This is a genomic window from Bradyrhizobium centrolobii (assembly GCF_001641635.1).
Lineage (GTDB): Bacteria > Pseudomonadota > Alphaproteobacteria > Rhizobiales > Xanthobacteraceae > Bradyrhizobium > Bradyrhizobium centrolobii.
Genome location: NZ_LUUB01000090.1, coordinates 148,101 through 164,676, shown reverse-complemented (window position 1 = coordinate 164,676; position 16,576 = coordinate 148,101). Strand labels below are relative to the sequence as shown.

Annotated in this window: 16 protein-coding genes; 11 read left to right on the top strand and 5 right to left on the bottom strand. The window is 65.1% G+C overall.

Going from position 1 to position 16,576, the window contains the following annotated elements:
- The first annotated feature begins 104 nt into the window (after nucleotides 1-104).
- The 4 genes from ccoG to ccoS are packed head-to-tail and all read left to right on the top strand — an operon-like array spanning nucleotide 105 to nucleotide 4,447.
- Nucleotides 105-1,571 (top strand): cytochrome c oxidase accessory protein CcoG, encoded by a 1,467-nt coding sequence (gene ccoG / locus AYJ54_RS32910; protein ID WP_063705668.1) that lies wholly within the window; start codon nucleotides 105-107, stop codon nucleotides 1,569-1,571.
- A gap of 19 nt (nucleotides 1,572-1,590) precedes the next feature.
- Entirely contained in the window at nucleotides 1,591-2,082 is a 492-nt protein-coding gene (locus tag AYJ54_RS32905) for a FixH family protein (protein WP_082905965.1), read from the top strand.
- 11 nt (nucleotides 2,083-2,093) lie between these two features.
- Complete coding sequence (locus AYJ54_RS32900) at nucleotides 2,094-4,280, top strand: cation-translocating P-type ATPase (protein WP_063705666.1); 2,187 nt, start codon at nucleotides 2,094-2,096, stop codon at nucleotides 4,278-4,280.
- Nucleotides 4,280-4,447 (top strand): cbb3-type cytochrome oxidase assembly protein CcoS, encoded by a 168-nt coding sequence (gene ccoS, locus AYJ54_RS32895; RefSeq protein ID WP_063705664.1) that lies wholly within the window; start codon nucleotides 4,280-4,282, stop codon nucleotides 4,445-4,447. Before AYJ54_RS32900 ends, ccoS begins: the two co-directional genes overlap by 1 nt.
- Here the strand turns inward: ccoS and AYJ54_RS32890 are convergent.
- Both AYJ54_RS32890 and AYJ54_RS32885 read right to left on the bottom strand, forming a co-directional pair.
- Entirely contained in the window at nucleotides 4,444-5,652 is a 1,209-nt protein-coding gene (locus AYJ54_RS32890) for an MFS transporter (protein WP_063705663.1), read from the bottom strand. The genes ccoS and AYJ54_RS32890 overlap by 4 nt on opposite strands.
- 77 nt (nucleotides 5,653-5,729) lie before the next feature.
- Nucleotides 5,730-6,212: a cupin domain-containing protein gene (locus AYJ54_RS32885; RefSeq protein WP_063705661.1), complete on the bottom strand. Its 483-nt coding sequence runs from the start codon at nucleotides 6,210-6,212 to the stop codon at nucleotides 5,730-5,732.
- 238 nt (nucleotides 6,213-6,450) lie between these two features.
- Between AYJ54_RS32885 and AYJ54_RS32880 the strand changes: the two genes are divergently transcribed.
- Together AYJ54_RS32880 and AYJ54_RS32875 are read left to right on the top strand one after the other, a co-directional pair.
- On the top strand, nucleotides 6,451-6,735 hold the full coding sequence (locus AYJ54_RS32880; RefSeq protein WP_063705659.1) for a hypothetical protein: 285 nt from the start codon (nucleotides 6,451-6,453) through the stop codon (nucleotides 6,733-6,735).
- Between the two features lie 85 nt (nucleotides 6,736-6,820).
- Entirely contained in the window at nucleotides 6,821-7,537 is a 717-nt protein-coding gene (locus AYJ54_RS32875; RefSeq protein ID WP_063705658.1) for a peroxiredoxin-like family protein, read from the top strand.
- Between the two features lie 176 nt (nucleotides 7,538-7,713).
- Here the strand turns inward: AYJ54_RS32875 and AYJ54_RS32870 are convergent, their stop codons facing one another.
- On the bottom strand, nucleotides 7,714-8,601 hold the full coding sequence (locus tag AYJ54_RS32870; RefSeq protein WP_063705656.1) for a LysR family transcriptional regulator: 888 nt from the start codon (nucleotides 8,599-8,601) through the stop codon (nucleotides 7,714-7,716).
- A 202-nt stretch (nucleotides 8,602-8,803) separates the two neighbouring features.
- Here AYJ54_RS32870 and AYJ54_RS32865 point away from each other — a divergent pair, with 202 nt between their 5' ends.
- Together AYJ54_RS32865 and AYJ54_RS32860 are read left to right on the top strand one after the other, a co-directional pair.
- Complete coding sequence (locus AYJ54_RS32865) at nucleotides 8,804-9,946, top strand: patatin-like phospholipase family protein (RefSeq protein WP_082905964.1); 1,143 nt, start codon at nucleotides 8,804-8,806, stop codon at nucleotides 9,944-9,946.
- Nucleotides 9,947-10,037: 91 nt separating this feature from the next.
- Complete coding sequence (locus tag AYJ54_RS32860; RefSeq protein ID WP_063705653.1) at nucleotides 10,038-10,985, top strand: oxygenase MpaB family protein; 948 nt, start codon at nucleotides 10,038-10,040, stop codon at nucleotides 10,983-10,985.
- 4 nt (nucleotides 10,986-10,989) lie between these two features.
- Here AYJ54_RS32860 and glgA read toward each other — a convergent pair whose 3' ends face one another.
- Complete coding sequence (gene glgA / locus AYJ54_RS32855; protein WP_063705651.1) at nucleotides 10,990-12,405, bottom strand: glycogen synthase GlgA; 1,416 nt, start codon at nucleotides 12,403-12,405, stop codon at nucleotides 10,990-10,992.
- A gap of 174 nt (nucleotides 12,406-12,579) precedes the next feature.
- Here glgA and AYJ54_RS32850 point away from each other — a divergent pair, with 174 nt between their 5' ends.
- From AYJ54_RS32850 to AYJ54_RS32840, 3 genes are all read left to right on the top strand, one after another.
- On the top strand, nucleotides 12,580-13,776 hold the full coding sequence (locus AYJ54_RS32850) for a CaiB/BaiF CoA transferase family protein (protein WP_063705649.1): 1,197 nt from the start codon (nucleotides 12,580-12,582) through the stop codon (nucleotides 13,774-13,776).
- Between the two features lie 149 nt (nucleotides 13,777-13,925).
- Complete coding sequence (locus AYJ54_RS32845; protein ID WP_063705818.1) at nucleotides 13,926-14,993, top strand: alcohol dehydrogenase; 1,068 nt, start codon at nucleotides 13,926-13,928, stop codon at nucleotides 14,991-14,993.
- A 134-nt stretch (nucleotides 14,994-15,127) separates the two neighbouring features.
- Nucleotides 15,128-16,207: an isocitrate/isopropylmalate dehydrogenase family protein gene (locus tag AYJ54_RS32840; RefSeq protein ID WP_063705647.1), complete on the top strand. Its 1,080-nt coding sequence runs from the start codon at nucleotides 15,128-15,130 to the stop codon at nucleotides 16,205-16,207.
- Between the two features lie 52 nt (nucleotides 16,208-16,259).
- Here the strand turns inward: AYJ54_RS32840 and AYJ54_RS48120 are convergent, their stop codons facing one another.
- Nucleotides 16,260-16,541: a hypothetical protein gene (locus AYJ54_RS48120; protein WP_082905963.1), complete on the bottom strand. Its 282-nt coding sequence runs from the start codon at nucleotides 16,539-16,541 to the stop codon at nucleotides 16,260-16,262.
- Between the last annotated feature and the right edge of the window lie 35 nt (nucleotides 16,542-16,576).

The window sequence follows — 16,576 nt, the reverse complement described above, 5'->3', positions numbered from 1 at the left end:
GACGATCGACGGGGGCGGAGAAAAACGCCCCCGTTTGCGCTGGATCAAGTGACGCACCGCCCCTCGCTCTAGGTTCGATCGCACCTCTCGAAAAGCTTTCAGCGATGAACAAGACCGTGAACCCGAACGAGCTCACATCGGACGACGATTACGGGCCTCTCTACGCCGCCCGCAAGAAGGTCTATCCGCAGAGCGTCTCCGGCACCTTCCGCCGGATCAAATGGGGCCTGATGACGTTCTGCCTCGGCGTCTACTACTTCCTGCCCTTCGTGCGCTGGAATCGTGGCCTCGGCGCTCCGAGTCAGGCGGTGCTGATCGACCTTCCGAACAGCCGCTTCTACTTCTTCTTCATCGAGCTGTGGCCACAGGAGGTCTATTACTTCACGGGCCTGTTGATCGTCGCCGCGGTGGCGCTGTTCCTGGTGAACTCCGTCGGCGGCCGCATCTGGTGCGGCTATCTCTGTCCGCAGACGGTCTGGACCGATCTGTTCTATGCCGTCGAGCGCCTGATCGAGGGCGACCGGCGCGAGCGCATGAGGAAGGACAAGTTGTCCGATCCGATGAAGCTGGAGCGCATCTCCGAGATCGTGCTCAAGCATTCCATCTGGCTCCTGGTCGCATGGTGGACCGGCGGTGCCTGGGTGCTCTATTTCAACGACGCGCCGACGCTGGTGAAGGAGCTCGTCACCTTCCAGGCGCCGATGATTGCCTACATCTGGATCGGTATCCTCACCGCGACAACCTATGTGCTGGCCGGCTTCATGCGCGAGCAGGTCTGCACCTACATGTGCCCGTGGCCGCGCATCCAGGCGGCGCTCACCGATGAATGGGCGCTCAACGTCACCTACCGCTATGATCGCGGCGAGAAGCGCACCTCGGTCAAGAAGGCCGCCGAGCTGCGCGCGCTCGGCGAGCATGTCGGTGACTGCGTCGACTGTTATCAGTGCGTCGCGGTCTGCCCGACCGGGATCGACATCCGCAACGGGCCGCAGCTCGAATGCATCCAGTGCGGGCTCTGCATCGATGCCTGCGACAATGTGATGAGGAAGATCGGCCGGCCGACCCGCCTGATCGGCTACGACAACGACATCAACATCCAGCGCCGCCAGGAAGGAAAGGCGCCGATCTATCGCATCCTCCGGCCTCGCACCATCATCTACAGCGCCGTGATCGCGGCCGTCGGCGGCATCATGCTCTATACGCTTGCGACGCGCAGCCTGCTCGACGTCAACGTCCTGCATGACCGCAATCCGATCGCGGTCAGGCTCAGCGACGGATCGATCCGCAATGCCTATACGGTCCGGCTCTTGAACAAGAGCGGTTATGATCGCGTCGTCGCGATCGACGCAGACGGCCCGGTCAATGCCACGATCCACGTCGTCGGCGTCGATTCGGTGACGCCGGACCGGCCGATGGTCGTGATCCCCCGTGACTCCACCAGCGAGCTGCGGCTGCTCGTCACCGCGCCGGCGGAGAGCAATCCGGAGAAGTCTATCCCGGTCCGCTTCCACGTTACCGATATCGGGCTCGGCGAGGTCGCCAGCACCACCGACAATTTCGTCTCGCCTTGAGAGAGTCCCGGAGTTCACCATGGCATCCGCACCGAAGCCGCTGACCGGAACCAAGGTCTTCCTGATGCTGGTCGCCTTCTTCGGCGTCGTGATCGGGGTCAACGTGACCATGATGAAACTTGCGATCGCGACGCTTCCCGGTACCGATGTGGATAGCCCCTATGCGGCCGGTCTCACCTATGACAGGGAAATCTCTGCCGCCCAGCAACAGGCCGCGCGAAAATGGCAGATCAACGCGCATATCGAGCGGCGTGCCGATGGCGGCGCCACACTCCAGGTCGAGGCGCGCGATGCGGCAGGTCAGCCGATGAGCGGATTGAAATTCGGCGGTCGCCTGGAACGGCCGACCGACAAGCGGGCCGATCTTGCCGTCGGGCTATCCGAGGCCGGCATCGGCATCTATCGCGGCGACGCCGCTTCCGTCGCGCCGGGCCAGTGGGATCTGGTGATCGAGGGCGAGGCGCGGGGGATGCGCGTCTTCCTATCGCGCAACCGCGTGATCCTGCACTGAAGGGGCGCGCCATGCAGGTGACGCGGGATTTCTCACATTATGTCCGCGCCGCGGGCCACGGGCTGCAGCACATCGATCTCGCGGTCGAGGGCGTTCACTGCGCCGGCTGCATGGCCAGGATCGAGCGCGGACTATCGGCCATTCCCGACGTCACGCTGGCGCGGGTGAACCTCACTGACCGCCGCGTCGCGCTGGAATGGAAGGAGGGCACGCTCGATCCGGGGCGCTTCATCGATCGCCTCGAGGAGCTCGGCTACAAGGCATATCCTTACGAGACGGAGAGCGCGGAGGCGACCGAGGTTGCGGAATCGCGCTTCCTGCTGCGCTGCCTCGGCGTGGCGGCGTTTGCCACCATGAACGTGATGATGCTGTCGATCCCGGTGTGGTCCGGCAACGTCTCGGACATGCTGCCCGAACAGCGCGACTTCTTCCACTGGCTGTCGGCGCTGATCGCCCTGCCGGCGGCGGCCTATGCCGGCCAGCCGTTCTTCCGCTCGGCCTGGCGCGCGCTGGCGGCGAAGACCACCAACATGGACGTGCCGATCTCGATCGGGGTGTGCCTTGCGCTCGGCATGTCCGTGGTCGAGACCATCCATCACGCCGATCACGCTTATTTCGATGCGGCGATCATGCTACTCACCTTCCTCCTGGTCGGCCGCTTCCTCGACCAGAACATGCGGAGGCGGACGCGCGCGGTCGCCGGCAATCTCGCCGCACTGAAGGCGGAGACGGCCGCGAAGTTCGTCGGGCCTGACGAGATCTCGCAGGTGCCGGTGGCGGCGATCCATCCCGGCGACATCGTGCTGCTGCGGCCCGGCGAGCGCTGCGCGGTCGACGGCGCCGTGATCGAGGGGCGTTCCGAGATCGACCAGAGCCTGATCACCGGCGAGACGCTTTATGTCACGGCCGGGCCGGGCACGCCGGTCTATGCGGGATCGATGAACATCTCCGGCACGCTGCGGGTGCGGGTCTCGGCGGCGTCCGAGGCGACGCTGCTTGCGGAGATCACGCGGCTGCTCGACAACGCGCTCCAGGCGCGCTCGCGCTACATGCGGCTCGCCGACCGCGCCTCGCGGCTCTATGCGCCGGTGGTGCATGCGACCGCGCTCCTCACCATTCTCGGCTGGGTGCTTGCGGGTGTGAGCTGGCATGATGCGATCGTGACGGGCGTTGCCGTGCTGATCATCACCTGTCCCTGCGCGCTGGGCCTCGCGATCCCGACCGTGCAGACGGTGGCCTCGGGCGCGATGTTCAAGTCCGGCGTGCTGCTCAATTCCGGGGATGCCATCGAGCGCATGGCCGAGGCCGATCACGTCATCTTCGACAAGACCGGCACGCTGACGCTGCCGGATCTTGAAGTAACGAACGCAGCCGACATTCCCGCCGATATCCTCAAGCTCGCCGGCCGGCTCGCGCTATCGAGCCATCATCCCGTGGCCGCCGCGGTCGCGCAGGCGTCCGGCGCGAAGTCGCCGATCGTCGATGCAGTCGAGGAAGCCGGGCAGGGCGTACGCGCGACGATCGACGGCGTCGAGATCCGCCTGGGACGTCCGTCCTTCTGTGGCGCCGAGGCATTGATCGGCGCCAATCTCGATCCCGAGGCCTCCATCGTGGCCTTCAGCAAGGCCAGCGAGAAATTTATTCTCTCGGTCCGCCAGGGCCTGCGTCCGGATGCGCGGGCGGTGATCGCGGCGCTGAAGGCGCGCAATGTCGGTATCGAGATCCTCTCCGGCGACCGCGAGCCGGCGGTGAAGGCGGCGGCCCACGCGCTCGACATCGCCGAATGGCGCGCCGGCGTCACGCCGGCCGACAAGATCGCACGGATCGAGGAGCTCAAGCGGCGCAGCGCGAAGGTGCTGATGGTCGGCGACGGCATGAATGATGCGCCCTCGCTGGCGGCGGCGCATGTCTCGATGTCGCCGATCTCGGCCGCGCATCTCAGCCAGTCGACCGCCGATCTCGTCTTCCTCGGCAGGCCGCTGGCGCCGGTCGTCGCTGCGATCGACTTGTCGCGCAAGGCGCTGCACCTGATGCGGCAAAACCTCTGGCTTGCGATCGGCTACAACGTCCTTGCGGTGCCGATCGCGATCAGCGGCGTCGTCACGCCCCTGATCGCGGCGGCCGCCATGAGCGGATCGTCGATCCTGGTCATGCTGAATTCGCTGCGGGCCCGCAGCGCGTCGGGGGAGAGCGTGTGATGGAGATTTTGGTCATCCTGGTCCCGCTGGCGCTGGCGCTCGGACTGGCAGGTCTCGCTGCGTTCCTCTGGTCACTGAAGAGCGGCCAGTACGAAGACCTCGACGGCGCTGCCTGGCGTGCGATCGCCGACGACGATCCGCCGCAGGAGGCGCAGGCCAAGCGCTAGAATTCGCGCTTAAGCGCAGACGTCAGGAGCGCCGCAATCGCGAGTGCCGCTCCGATACCGGCAACGCATGCAGGCCATCCCGAGGAATCGAACAGTCGGCCGAGCACGGCAGTGCCGGCGAGGCCGCCGCAGAAATAGCAGGCTAGATAGGTCCCGCTGGCGACGCCACGGTTTTGGCCGGCTGCCTGCCCGACGAAGCCGGTCGCGGCCGCCTGGGCAAAGAAGGTGCCGACACCAACCAGCACCATGCCCGCCAGGACAGTGGCAAGATGCACCGTCAGCATCAGAGGCAGGCCAATTGCGGCGACGCAAAGCGCGGCCCAGATGGTCGGGCGCGTTCCAATCCGCGCGACGGCGCGGCCGGCGAGCAGGGTGGTGACGATCGATGGCAGGAAAACCAGATACACCAGACCCAGGTCCATCATGCCCAGCGACAGCGGCGGCCGCACCAGCACGAAATTGACGAACGTGAAGGTGCCGATGAAGGCGAAGAGGATGCAGAAGCCAAGACCGTAAGCCGCGCGCAGCCGCGGATTGCGCCAGTGCGCCGATGCGACCTCGAGCGGGGATGTCGTCGGCGCCATCGCCTGCATCGGCTCGACGCGCACGATGGTGAAGTAGACCAGCACTGCTCCCGCGAGGTTGAGCGCGGCGAAGACATAGAAGTTCCAGGCGAGGCCCAAGCTGTCGACGAGCGCAGCCGACATCAGCCGGCCGACCAGATTGCTTGCGACATTGCCGGTAATGTAGGCGGCGAAGGCGCCGCCGGCGTCCATCGCACTGCACTGCTCGCCGAGGTACGCGAGCGTCAGCGCGAAGGCAGAGGCCATGCAAAGGCCCTGGATGATGCGCAAGCCGGTGAAGACAACGAGATTGGGCGCCCACGCGAGCAGGCTAGTAGGAATGGCAAGCAAAGTCAGGCTCAAGAGAATGCCGACCCTTCGATCGATGCGCGGGCTGAAAAGGCCGACTGCGAGGCTGGCGATCGCCATGCCGAAAGTGCTGGCATTGACGGCAAAGCCCATTGCCGCCGGTGTCACGCCGTAGTGCCGCGTCAGCGAGGGGAGGATCGCCTGCGTGGCGAACAGGTCGACCACGGTGAGGAAAGCGGTCAGGCCGATCACGAGAGAGCGGAGCACGATGCCGGGTGAGTGGCCGGACATCGCCATTCGGGTCAGCTGCATGCGCGCGGACAGATCGGTCATGACTGCGTCTCTTGAAATGGCTGGACGTCATTCCGGGTTCGCTTCGCGCCCCGGAATGACGGGGCAGCAAAGGCTCGTCACATATTGTGGTCGTGAGGATCCCTGCGGACGTCGCCGACGTAGAGAATGACGGTCTCCCTGCCGAGATTCTTCCACCAGTGCGAGGTGCCGTAGACCTCGGGGCGGAGATCGCCAGCCTTGTGCACGATCGGGTCAATGCAGTTGGAGGCGTATTCGACGATCTCGCCCTGCTGTACGAAGATCAGGGCAGGGCGGTCGTCATGGCTGTGCCAGGGTACGATGCCGCCGGGCTCGATGGTCAGCTTGCGGAAGCGCAGCTCGCGATCCCTGATGTTGGCGGGCTGCTTTGCCAGGTCGATCGAGCCGAGCGTCACATCGGTGACGCCCACGGGCTTGTAGTCGACCATCTGGCGTGCATTCGGCTTGATCTTGTCGGCCGGGCATTCGCCGGCGAGGGCTGCTTGCGCCGAGACCACGAGCGCGCCGGCGACGGCAAGGCCTGCCCAGACTGCGCGCGACGATGTGAGATGCGTGAACATGGATAGTCTCCCTTGTTGCTCGCCGGGGCTCATCGATTGCCGGCAATGGCATCAGCTTCGCCAAAGCCGCGCCTCCGCGGAAATGCCGTCTCGCTCTCGCTGCGATAGCTCCGCGCTATCTTGATAGGCGGCGGCTATCGAACCGATCGGGGATCGGCATTTCCGCTTGTGGCGCTTCCGGCGTTCGATGGCAGGGCGCCCGATTGGCGGGCGTTGACGTCAATCCGGAGGAGCATCCATGACGAAACTGTCCAAGACCCTGATCGCCACTGCCGCGTTCGCGGTGATCGCCACATCGGCCTTCTCGGAGGCTGCCTGGGATTTCAAGGCCGGAATGGCCTATGTCTATGGCGGGCCCGGCAAGATGTCGGCGATGGCCACGGCCTCGCCCGAGAGGAACCACGAGGCGATGATGAAGAACGCGAAGAAAGTGCCTGAAAACACCGTCTTCTTCATGGACAACGGCGCGCTGTACTACACGCCTGGGCGGCTCGATCCGACCGGCAATTTCTACGTGAACTGAGCCGGCCCTCGCGCGACGGCCGCCCCCTTGCAGGGCGGCCCGAACGTAAAAATAATACCCTCAAGTCTTGGTGCCGGAGTGGAACATGACATCCCTTTCACCAACCGATGCCGAACGGCTCAAGCTCGCCTTCCAGCGCTGCCGCGACATGGAAGGCACGCTGAACGAACAGCTCCGCGCCTATGCGGCTGCCGGGCGCGAGATCTTTCCGGCCTATGGTGAGGCGGTCGATCGCCTCGTGGTGAGGCTGAACGAGAATGGCGGCGGCGAAAACGCGCCGCGTCCGGGCGAGGTGATGCCGCCGTTCATGTTGCCTGACGAGAGCGGACGGCTGGTCACTCTGCCCACGCTGCTGGCGCGGGGACCGGTTGCAGTCACGTTCTTCCGCGGCCATTGGTGCCCCTATTGCCGCCTCAATGTGCGGGCGGTGATCCAAGCCGAGGCCCGGATCAAGGCGATGGGCGCGCAGATCGTCGCGATCATGCCGGAGACCCAGGAGTTCACCGAAAAATTCAGGGCTGACTCGGGTGCGCCGTTCCCGGTGCTGACGGATCTGGACAACGGCTACGCGCTGTCGCTCAACCTGGCGATTTGGCTCGGCACAGAGATCCAGCGGCTGTTGTCCTATCATGACATGGCAAAGTTCCACGGCAACGATGGCTGGATGCTGCCGATCCCGGCCGTGTTCGTCGTCGGCCGCGACGGGATCGTGAAGGCCCGCTTCGTCGATCCTGATTTCCGCAAGCGCATGGAGATCGACGACCTGCTCGCGGCGCTGGAGAGCGCGAGCCGCGAGCACTGATCTTCGCCTCTCCCCGCTTGCGGGGAGAGGTCGGATTGCATCGAAGATGCAATCCGGGTGAGGGGGGCTCTCCGCGAGTCCTACTGTCACCGTCCCCGTGGAGACTCCCCCTCACCCCAACCCTCTCCCCGCAAGCGGGGCGAGGGAGCGTAGACACCGCCTTTGCGTCGGTAGAGCTACCCCGCAATCGCCCGCCAGTCCGCGCCGCGCAGCAGGCGCATGACGGCGTTGGCCACCGCCGTGCGCTGCCGGCCGGCGACGCCATAGAGGTTGACGGTGCGGCGGGCATCGAGCCCGGTCACCGACGTCCGCTTCAGGCTTTCCGGCACGGGCGAGGTGTGCGGCACCATGGCGACGCCGATATCGGCTTCCACCAGCTCGATCAGATCGTGCTCGCTCGCAATCTCGTGGCCATGATCGACGTCGATCCCGTGTTCGCGCAGACTCGCGGAGATGCGCCGGGAATGCTCGCAGAAGGTTCGGCTGAGCAATTGCTCGGAGCGCAGGTCGTCGAGCTCGATGGTGCTGCGATCGGCCAGTCGATGCTCCCTGTTGACGACGAGCTCGAATGTCTCGGTGAACAATGGCCAGACGTCGAGGCGCTCCCAGGCCTCATCGATATCGGCGGCGATACCGAGCTCGGCCTCGCCCTTCCTGAGGAAATCGCTGATCTCGCGGCTCGTGCCCCGCAGAAAGCGGAGTTCGAGCCGGTTGAACTGTCGCTTGATCTGCTTGAGATGGGGAATGAGAAGGGTGAGATCGACCGAATGCGTCAGCGCTATGCGCAGCGCGCCGATCTCTCCGCTCTTGAACGAGGAGGCGAGCGAGCGTGCGCCGACGGCCGCATCGTAGCACTGCTTCAGGAGCGGATGCATGCGCTGGCCGAGCTCAGTCAATTGCGCCGCCGGCCGTTCGCGGCGGAACAGGTCGCCGCCGAGCTCGGCCTCGAGCTGCTTGATCGCGCGCGTCAGCGAGGGCTGCGTCACGTTGCATTCTTCGGCTGCGCGCGTGAAATTCAGTAGCTGCGCCACCGCGAGGAAATAGCGGACCTGATGCATTTCCATGGATCGGCTCCCAGCAAAACCGGCCCGGAATCTAGCCGATCGGAGTGGGGAATGACACCCTGGCGGCAATAGCGTCCGCGCATGGTTTCGGAAGCCAACGGGCATTTGCGTTGTGTCCGTCCGTCCCGCAGAAGGGCAGGGCGTAACAATAGCGCCGCGCCGGCGTAATTTGAGCGGCGTCGAGCCTGACGGGAGGCGACACATGCAGAGCACCATTCAAAGCATCAGGTCAGGGGACCTGCCGGGCCAGGTCGTCCTGGTGCTCCAGGGCGGTGGCGCGCTCGGCTCCTACCAGGCCGGCGTCTACCATGCGTTGCACGAGGCCGGCATCGAGCCGGACTGGATCATCGGCACCTCGATCGGAGCGATCAACGCCAGTCTAATCGCCGGCAACGAGCCGCAGAACCGGCTGTCGCGGCTGAAGGAGTTCTGGAAGCGGATGGAGCAGAGTCCGATCTGGAATCCGCGGACGGCGTTCCCGGGCTTCAATGAGAAACTTGCTTATTGGTCGACGATTGCCAATGGTATTCCCGGCTTCTTCCGGCCCAATCCGCTGGCGCATGCCGGCGATTCCTATCCGCTCGGCGCGGATCACGCCGGCTTCTATTCGACGGCGCCGCTGGAGAAGACGCTTGTCGAGCTCGTCGATTTCAGCCTGGTCAATCGCTGCGCGCCGCGCCTCACGGTCGGTGCAGCTCACGTCCGGACCAGCCGGATGCGCTATTTCGACAGCCGCGACGGCGATCTGACAGTCAAGCACGTCATGGCTTCGGGCGCGCTACCGCCGGCCTTTCCGGCGGTGCGCATCGACGGCGAGCTGTATTGGGACGGCGGCATTCTGTCGAACACGCCGACCGAGGCCGTCTTCGACGACAACCCGCGCAAGGACTCGCTGATCTTCGCGGTACATCTGTGGAATCCCGTCGGCACCGAGCCGACGACGATGGCGGAGGTGCTGAACCGGCACAAGGACGTGCAGTATTCCAGCCGGATCGCCAGCCATATCGCCCGCCAACAACAGGCGCATCGTCTGCGCCACGTCATCAACCAGCTCGCGGCGCGACTGCCCGAGAGCGAGCGTGACGATCCGGCCGTGCGTGAGCTGATGAGCTATGGCTGTCCGACGCGCATGCATGTGGTGCGCCTGCTGGCGCCGCAACTCGATCGCGAGACCCACACCAAGGACATCGACTTCAGCCCCTCAGGCATCACGCAGCGCTGGGATGCCGGTTATGCGCACACCAGCGCGGTGCTTGCGCGCGCGCCGTGGATTGGGGAATTCGATCCGCTGTCAGGCGTCGTGCTGCACGAGCATATGGAGGAGATGTCGTTGGCGGCAGAGTGATGGCCGGGCTACTCGTCGCTTCACGCAATGACGATTTCGCGCGACCCCGGGTCTGGTCTATCCTTGGCGCGTTTGCGTCGAAGGGCTTGCAATGATCGCTGAGAAAGATCTGGAGGCTGCGCTCGATCTCGTCCGGGCTGATGCCGCGGGGTCGACCGCAGGCGTGTTCGGCCCGACCTCGGTGACTTGGCGGATTGACCGCGAAGCCGTCATCTTTCTCGGCGCGGGCCGCGCGTTGCTGCTTCAACTGGCGCATCCCTGGGTCGCTGCCGCCATCGCCGAGCACTCCCGGACGTTTGCCGATCCGATCGGCCGCTTCCATCGCACGTTCGACATCATGTTTGCCATGGTGTTCGGCTCACTCGACAGGGCGTTCCTCTCGGCCCGGCAGCTGCATCGGCGTCATACCATGATCGTCGGCCACATGCCCGAGGCGGTCGGTCCGTTCGCGGCAGGCTCGAGCTATTGCGCCAACGACGTCCCAGCGCTGCGCTGGGTTCATGCGACGCTGGTCGAGACCGCGCTCATGGCCCATGATCTGGTTCTGCCGCCGTTTTCCTTCGAGGACCGCGAACGTTACTGGGCCGAGAGCAAGGTGTTCGCTGCTCTGTTTGGGCTAACGCCGGATGATCTTCCGGCGGACTGGACCGGCTTCGCAGCGTATAACGCGCAGATGGCGCAGTCGGAGACGTTGACCGTCAGCGCGGCGGCGCGCGAGATCGCCACGCAGATCCTTGGCGGAGCGCGTCCGTGGTTGCGGCCACCACGATGGTATCGTGCTCTCACTGTGAGCATGCTGCCAGAGCGATTGCGCGCAGGCTTCGGCTTTGCGCTCGACGAGCGGGACGCCAGGGCCGCCGACCGCGCGCTGACATGGATACGGCGCGTCTATCCGAGATTGCCCAATCGGCTGCGTTATGTCGGTCCCTACCAGGAAGCGCAGGCGCGGCTAAGGGGTCAATCGCAACCCGACTGGATGATCCGGTGTCTGAACCGGGCGTGGATCGGACGCCCGCAAATGAATGACCACGGCAGGTAGAGGCTCAGGCCGACGCCAACTTCCGATAAAGCGCGCTGTAGCAGCCGGCCGAGATACTCCAGGAGAACGACCGCGCCATGGCGCTGCGGCGCATGGAGTCGAGCTGGTCATGTGCCATGAAGGTCGAGAACGCCCGGCGGATGCCGCCGAGGAAGGACTCATGCGAGGGTTTTGAGAACAAAAAGCCGGTCTCGCCGTCGGTGATGGTCTCGGCCAGCCCGCCGGTCTGATGGCCGATCGGCAGCGAGCCGAAGCGCTGGGCGTACATCTGGCTCAGCCCGCACGGCTCGAAGCGCGACGGCATCAGCGTGAAATCGCTGCCGGCAAAGATCCGCCGCGCCCGGGCGTCATTGAAGCCGATGACGACGCCGATGGCGTCCGGGCGCCGCCGATGCGCATCGATCAGCGCCTGCTCGAGCGCCGGCTCGCCGGAGCCGGTCACCACGATCTGCCCGCCTGAATCGATGATCTCGTCGGCCGCCGACAGCACGAGGTCGATGCCCTTCTGATGCACCAGGCGCGCGACGATGCCGAACATCGGTCCCCGCGACACTGCGAGCCCGAACTGCTTGCGCACATAGTCCGCATTGGCCTTCTTGCCGACCCAGTCGCCGGCCCCGAACTGCTGGGCGAGCTGTGCGCAGGAGCGCGGGTCCCAGCTCTCGTCGATGCCGTTCAGGATACCGGTGAGTTCGGCGGCATCGGAGCGGAGGCGCAACAGGCCTTCCAGGCCACAGCCGAATTCGGGCGTGGTGATCTCCCGCGCATAGGTGCCGCTGACGGTCGTGAGATGCGAGGCATAGACGAGCCCGGCCTTGAGGAAGGAGAGCTGGTCGTAGAACTCGACGCCGTCGATGTGGAAGGAGCTTTCCGGTGCACCGATCCGCCGCAGCGAGTCCTTCGGGAAGAGTCCCTGATAGGCGAGGTTGTGGATGGTCAGGATCGACGGGATCTTGGCACCGCGCCAGGCGAGATAGGCCGGCGCGAGCGAAGCCTGCCAGTCATTGGCATGCAACAGGTCTGCTGCCCAATTCTTGTCCAGGCTGCCTGCGGCCAGCTCAGCGGCCGCCGAAGCAAGGCGCGCGAAGCGGATGTCGTTGTCCGGCCAGTCGCGCCCGGACTCGTCCCCATAGGGGTTGCCGGGCCGGTCGTAGAGCTGTGAGCACAACAGCACATAGACGGGCAGGCCGTCCTTGGTCGAGGCGCGGCCGAGCGAACAGGCCGGCATCTCCGCGAATGGCGGACAGCGGCCAACGACCTGAATATGCGTGAGTTGTTCGATGATGTCGCGATAGCCGGGCAGCATGATGCGGATATCGGCGAAGGGTCGAAGAGCTCGGGGGAGGGCAGCCGAAACAGCGCCAAGTCCGCCGACGCGGACGAAGTCGTCCATTTCCGTGGTGACGAATAAGACCCTCAAGAATGATTGCCCTCTGTATGTTGCTATGCAAGAACGGGTCCAGTTATCCCAGCATTCCTAAGCCCGCCCGCAAGACGCGGCCGCTCGGTAAAGACTTTCCTACCGCGCCGCCGCCATCTAGGGTCGGCCCACCAACCAAGAAGAACACCCCATTGTTCCTGAGGGCCTCCAAGGATGCAGCTAGCAGATAAGCATGAGAGGACGACGACAAAGGCCTTTGCCGGTCTGCGAGTCCTGGATTTTTCGACCACCATCGCCGGTCCCCATTGCGCGCGGATGCTCGCCGACATGGGCGCCGAGGTGATCAAGATCGAGACCGATGGCGGCGAGACGATGCGGACCCGGCCTCCGCTGCGCAAGGGCTGCAGCACCGTGTTCGGCCAGCTCAATGTCGGCAAGAAGAGCATCGTGCTCGACCTGAAGTCGGAGGACGGCAACGAGGCGGTGCGCCGGCTGGCCGCAACCGCTGACATCCTGGTCGAGAATTTCCGTCCCGGCGTGATGCGCCGCCTGCGTCTCGACTTCGACAGCCTGCGCCCGTTCAATCCGAAGCTGATCTACTGCTCGATCTCCGGCTACGGCCAGACCGGCCCCTCCGCCGAGCTGCCGGCCTATGCGCCGGTGATCCATGCAGCTTCCGGCTACGACATGGCGCATCTCGCCTATCAGCCCGGCCGCAACCGTCCCGATTATTGCGGCATCTACCATGCCGACGTCGTCACCGGCACCTACGGCTTCGGGGCGATCGCCGCGGCGCTGTATCAGCGCACGGCCACCGGTCTCGGCCAGCACATCGACGTCTCCATGCTGGAATCGATGCTGACGCTGACGGTGATCGAGTTGCAGAGCTCGCAATTCGCGGTGAAGCCGCCGCCGCGTCCGATGTTCGGCCCGACCGAGACGGCGAACGGCTACGTCATGATCACCGTCGCCAGCGAGAAGACATTTCAGGCGCTGATGAGCGTGATTGGCCGGCCGGAATGGATATTGGACCCGCGCTTCTCCACCTATGGCGCGCGGCGCGACAACTGGGCTGACATGATGGACGGCGTCGAGAGGTGGTCGCGGCAGCTCACGAGCGATGCGTGCCTTGCCGCGCTCGGTGAGGCCGGCGTGCCGGCGTCGGCCTATCGCACGGTGGCCGAGGCGCTGCGCGATCCGCAGCTTGAGCATCGAAACGCATTGTCTGCCGTAGAGGACGAAGGCGGCTCTTTCCAGGTCCTCAACCTGCCGTTCCGGATGTCGGGCGCCGACACGTCGCCCGGCAACACGATGGCCGTGCTCGGCGAGCACACGCCCGCGGTGCGCGCGGAGGTTGGCCTTGCCGATGATGCGCCAATTCCGTCGGGCAAAACGGCCGCGGAGGGTTGAAGGACATCGTCGCGGGGAAACGCGATGCGCCCCTGCGCGCGGTCGCTTGCCATCATCCGTCGGCGTAAACTAAGGCAGGTCCGAGTTTGTCTCGCTGGGCCGGCCGTGGCATGCTGGCGGCGACAACAAGAAGCATGCGGGAGACGCTCATGAAGAGTTTCAAGGTTGCCGATTTCAAGGCGCCGCTGAAGGAGTTCGACCAGCCGACGCCGGAGCCGCAGGGCACGCAGGTGCTGATCAAGGTCAAGGCGGCCGGCGTCTGCCACAGCGACCTGCACATCTGGGAAGGTGGCTATGATCTCGGCCACGGCCGTAAGCCGCTGTCGCTCAAGGACCGCGGCATCAACCTGCCGCTGACCATGGGCCACGAGACTGTCGGCGAAGTCTTGGCCTTCGGACCGGACGTGAAGCCGACCGACCAGGGCGATCTGAGGCTCGGCGATGTCGGCCTCGTCTATCCCTGGATCGGTTGCGGCAAATGCGCGACCTGCCTTGCCGGCGAAGAGAACATGTGCCTGACGCCGCGCTCGCTCGGCGTCTATTGCGACGGCGGCTATGCCGACCACATGCTGGTGCCGCATCCGCGCTATCTGCTCAATCTCAAAGGCCTCGATCCCGTGACGACCGCGCCCTATGCCTGCTCGGGCGTCACCACCTACAGCGCGCTGAAGAAAGTCGAGCAGCATTTCGACACGCCGATCGTGATGTTCGGCGCCGGCGGTCTCGGCCTGATGGCGCTGTCGCTCTTAAAGGCGATGGGCGGCAAAGGCGCGATCATGGTCGACATCGACGCGAGGAAGCGCGAGGCGGCGGAGAAGGCAGGCGCGCTCGCCACCGTCGATCCCAAGGCGCCGGATGCGCTGGAGCAGCTTGCCAAGAAGGCGGGCGGTCCGATCCGCGCCGTGATCGACCTCGTCGGCAATGCCGCCACCACGCAGCTTGGCTTTGATTGCCTGACCAAAGGCGGCAAGCTCGTGATCGTCGGCCTGTTCGGCGGCGGCGCGACCTGGGCGCTGCCGCTGATTCCGATCAAGGCGGTGACGATCCAGGGCAGCTATGTCGGCAATTTGCGCGAGACGCAGGAACTGCTCGATCTCGTCCGCAGCAAAAAGGTGCCGCCGATCCCGGTGACACCGATGCCGCTCGCCAAGGCCAATGAAGCGCTCGTGCAGTTGCAGCAGGGCGCGGTGGTCGGGCGCACCGTGCTGACGCCGTAACGAACGCTCTCTCCTCCGTCATTGCGAGAGCGAAGCGAAGCAATCCAGAAATCCATCCGCGGAGACAGTCTGGATTGCTTCGTCGCTTCGCTCCTCGCAATGATGAGCCTCTTTTCCTTCGAGTAGGAACCCCCATGTCCGCAAACAACGCTTTCCACATTGCCGTGCTCGCCGGCGACGGCATCGGTCCCGAGGTCATGGCGCCGGCGATCGAGGTGCTGCGCAAGATCGAACAGAAGTCCGGCTTGAGCTTTCGCTTCACCGATGCGCCGGCCGGCGCCAACAATTATCTCGCGACCGGCAAGTCGATGCCGGACTCCACGATCAAGCTCTGCGAGGAGGCGGATGCGATCCTGCTCGGGGCCTGCGGCCTGCCGTCGGTTCGCTATCCCGATAACACCGAGATCGCGCCGCAGATCGAGCTGCGCTTCATCTTCGATCTCTATGCTGGCGTCCGCCCGGCGCGGCTCATTCCGGGCGTGCCGAGCCCGATCGTCGGCGCCGATCAGCGCGGCATCGATCTCGTCGTGATCAGGGAGTCGACCGAAGGCCTGTTCGCCTCGATGGGCAAGGGCGTCGTCACGCATGAGGATGCGCGCGAGACCATGGTGATCACGCGCAGGACCTCCGAACGCCTGTTCGAGTTCTCGTTCCGGCTGGCCGAGCGGCGCAAGGCGCGCGGCAAGTCGGGCGCGCTCGCCTGCGTCGACAAGGCGAACGTGTTCAAGGCCTTTGCCTTCTTCCGCGGCATCTTCGACGAGATCGCCAAGAATCATCCGGAGGTGAAGACGGACCGGCTCTATGTCGATGCCTGCTCGGCGATGCTGGTCAAGCGTCCCTGGGATTTCGACGTCATGGTGATGGAGAACATGTTCGGCGACATCGTCTCGGACATCACCGCGAGCCTGATCGGCGGCCTCGGCATGGCGCCGTCGGCCGACATCGGCGACCGCTACGCCGTGTTCCAGCCGTGCCACGGCACGGCACCCGATATCATGGGGCAGGGCAAGGCCAATCCCACCGGCATGATCCTGTCGGCCGCGATGATGCTCGACTGGCTTGCCGACAAGCATGGTGTCGAGAGCGCGGCCGAGGCCGGCGAGAAAATCGAGCGCGCGGTGGATCAGGCCTATGCCGGCGGCATCAGGCCCATGGAGTTCGGCGGCAGCAACGGCACAGCCGATATCGCGAAAGCCGTGCTCGCGGCGATCTAGTCGAGCTTCGCGTCACACGAAAGAAGGGGGCGTTGGCCCCCTCTTTCGCTCATCAGTAACCCCACCGCCACCCCGGGTGACGCCATCGCCATCCCGGATGACGCCATCGCCACCCCGGACCGCCATAGGCATATGCGCCGTAGTAGTTCGGACGCCACGCGCAGCGGCCCCAGGGGTTACACACCCAGCGCACCTGATCGACATTCGCAGCCGGGCCGCTTGCGATTCGATCGGCCTGTGGAATGCCGTTCGGCATCGCCGCCAGAGCCTGCCCTGACACGAGCGCAGCACCGCCCATGGCAGCCAGACCAAGAACAGCAAACTTGAGTTTCATCGCAATCCCTCCTCGTTGGTGACGGAAGAACTTGC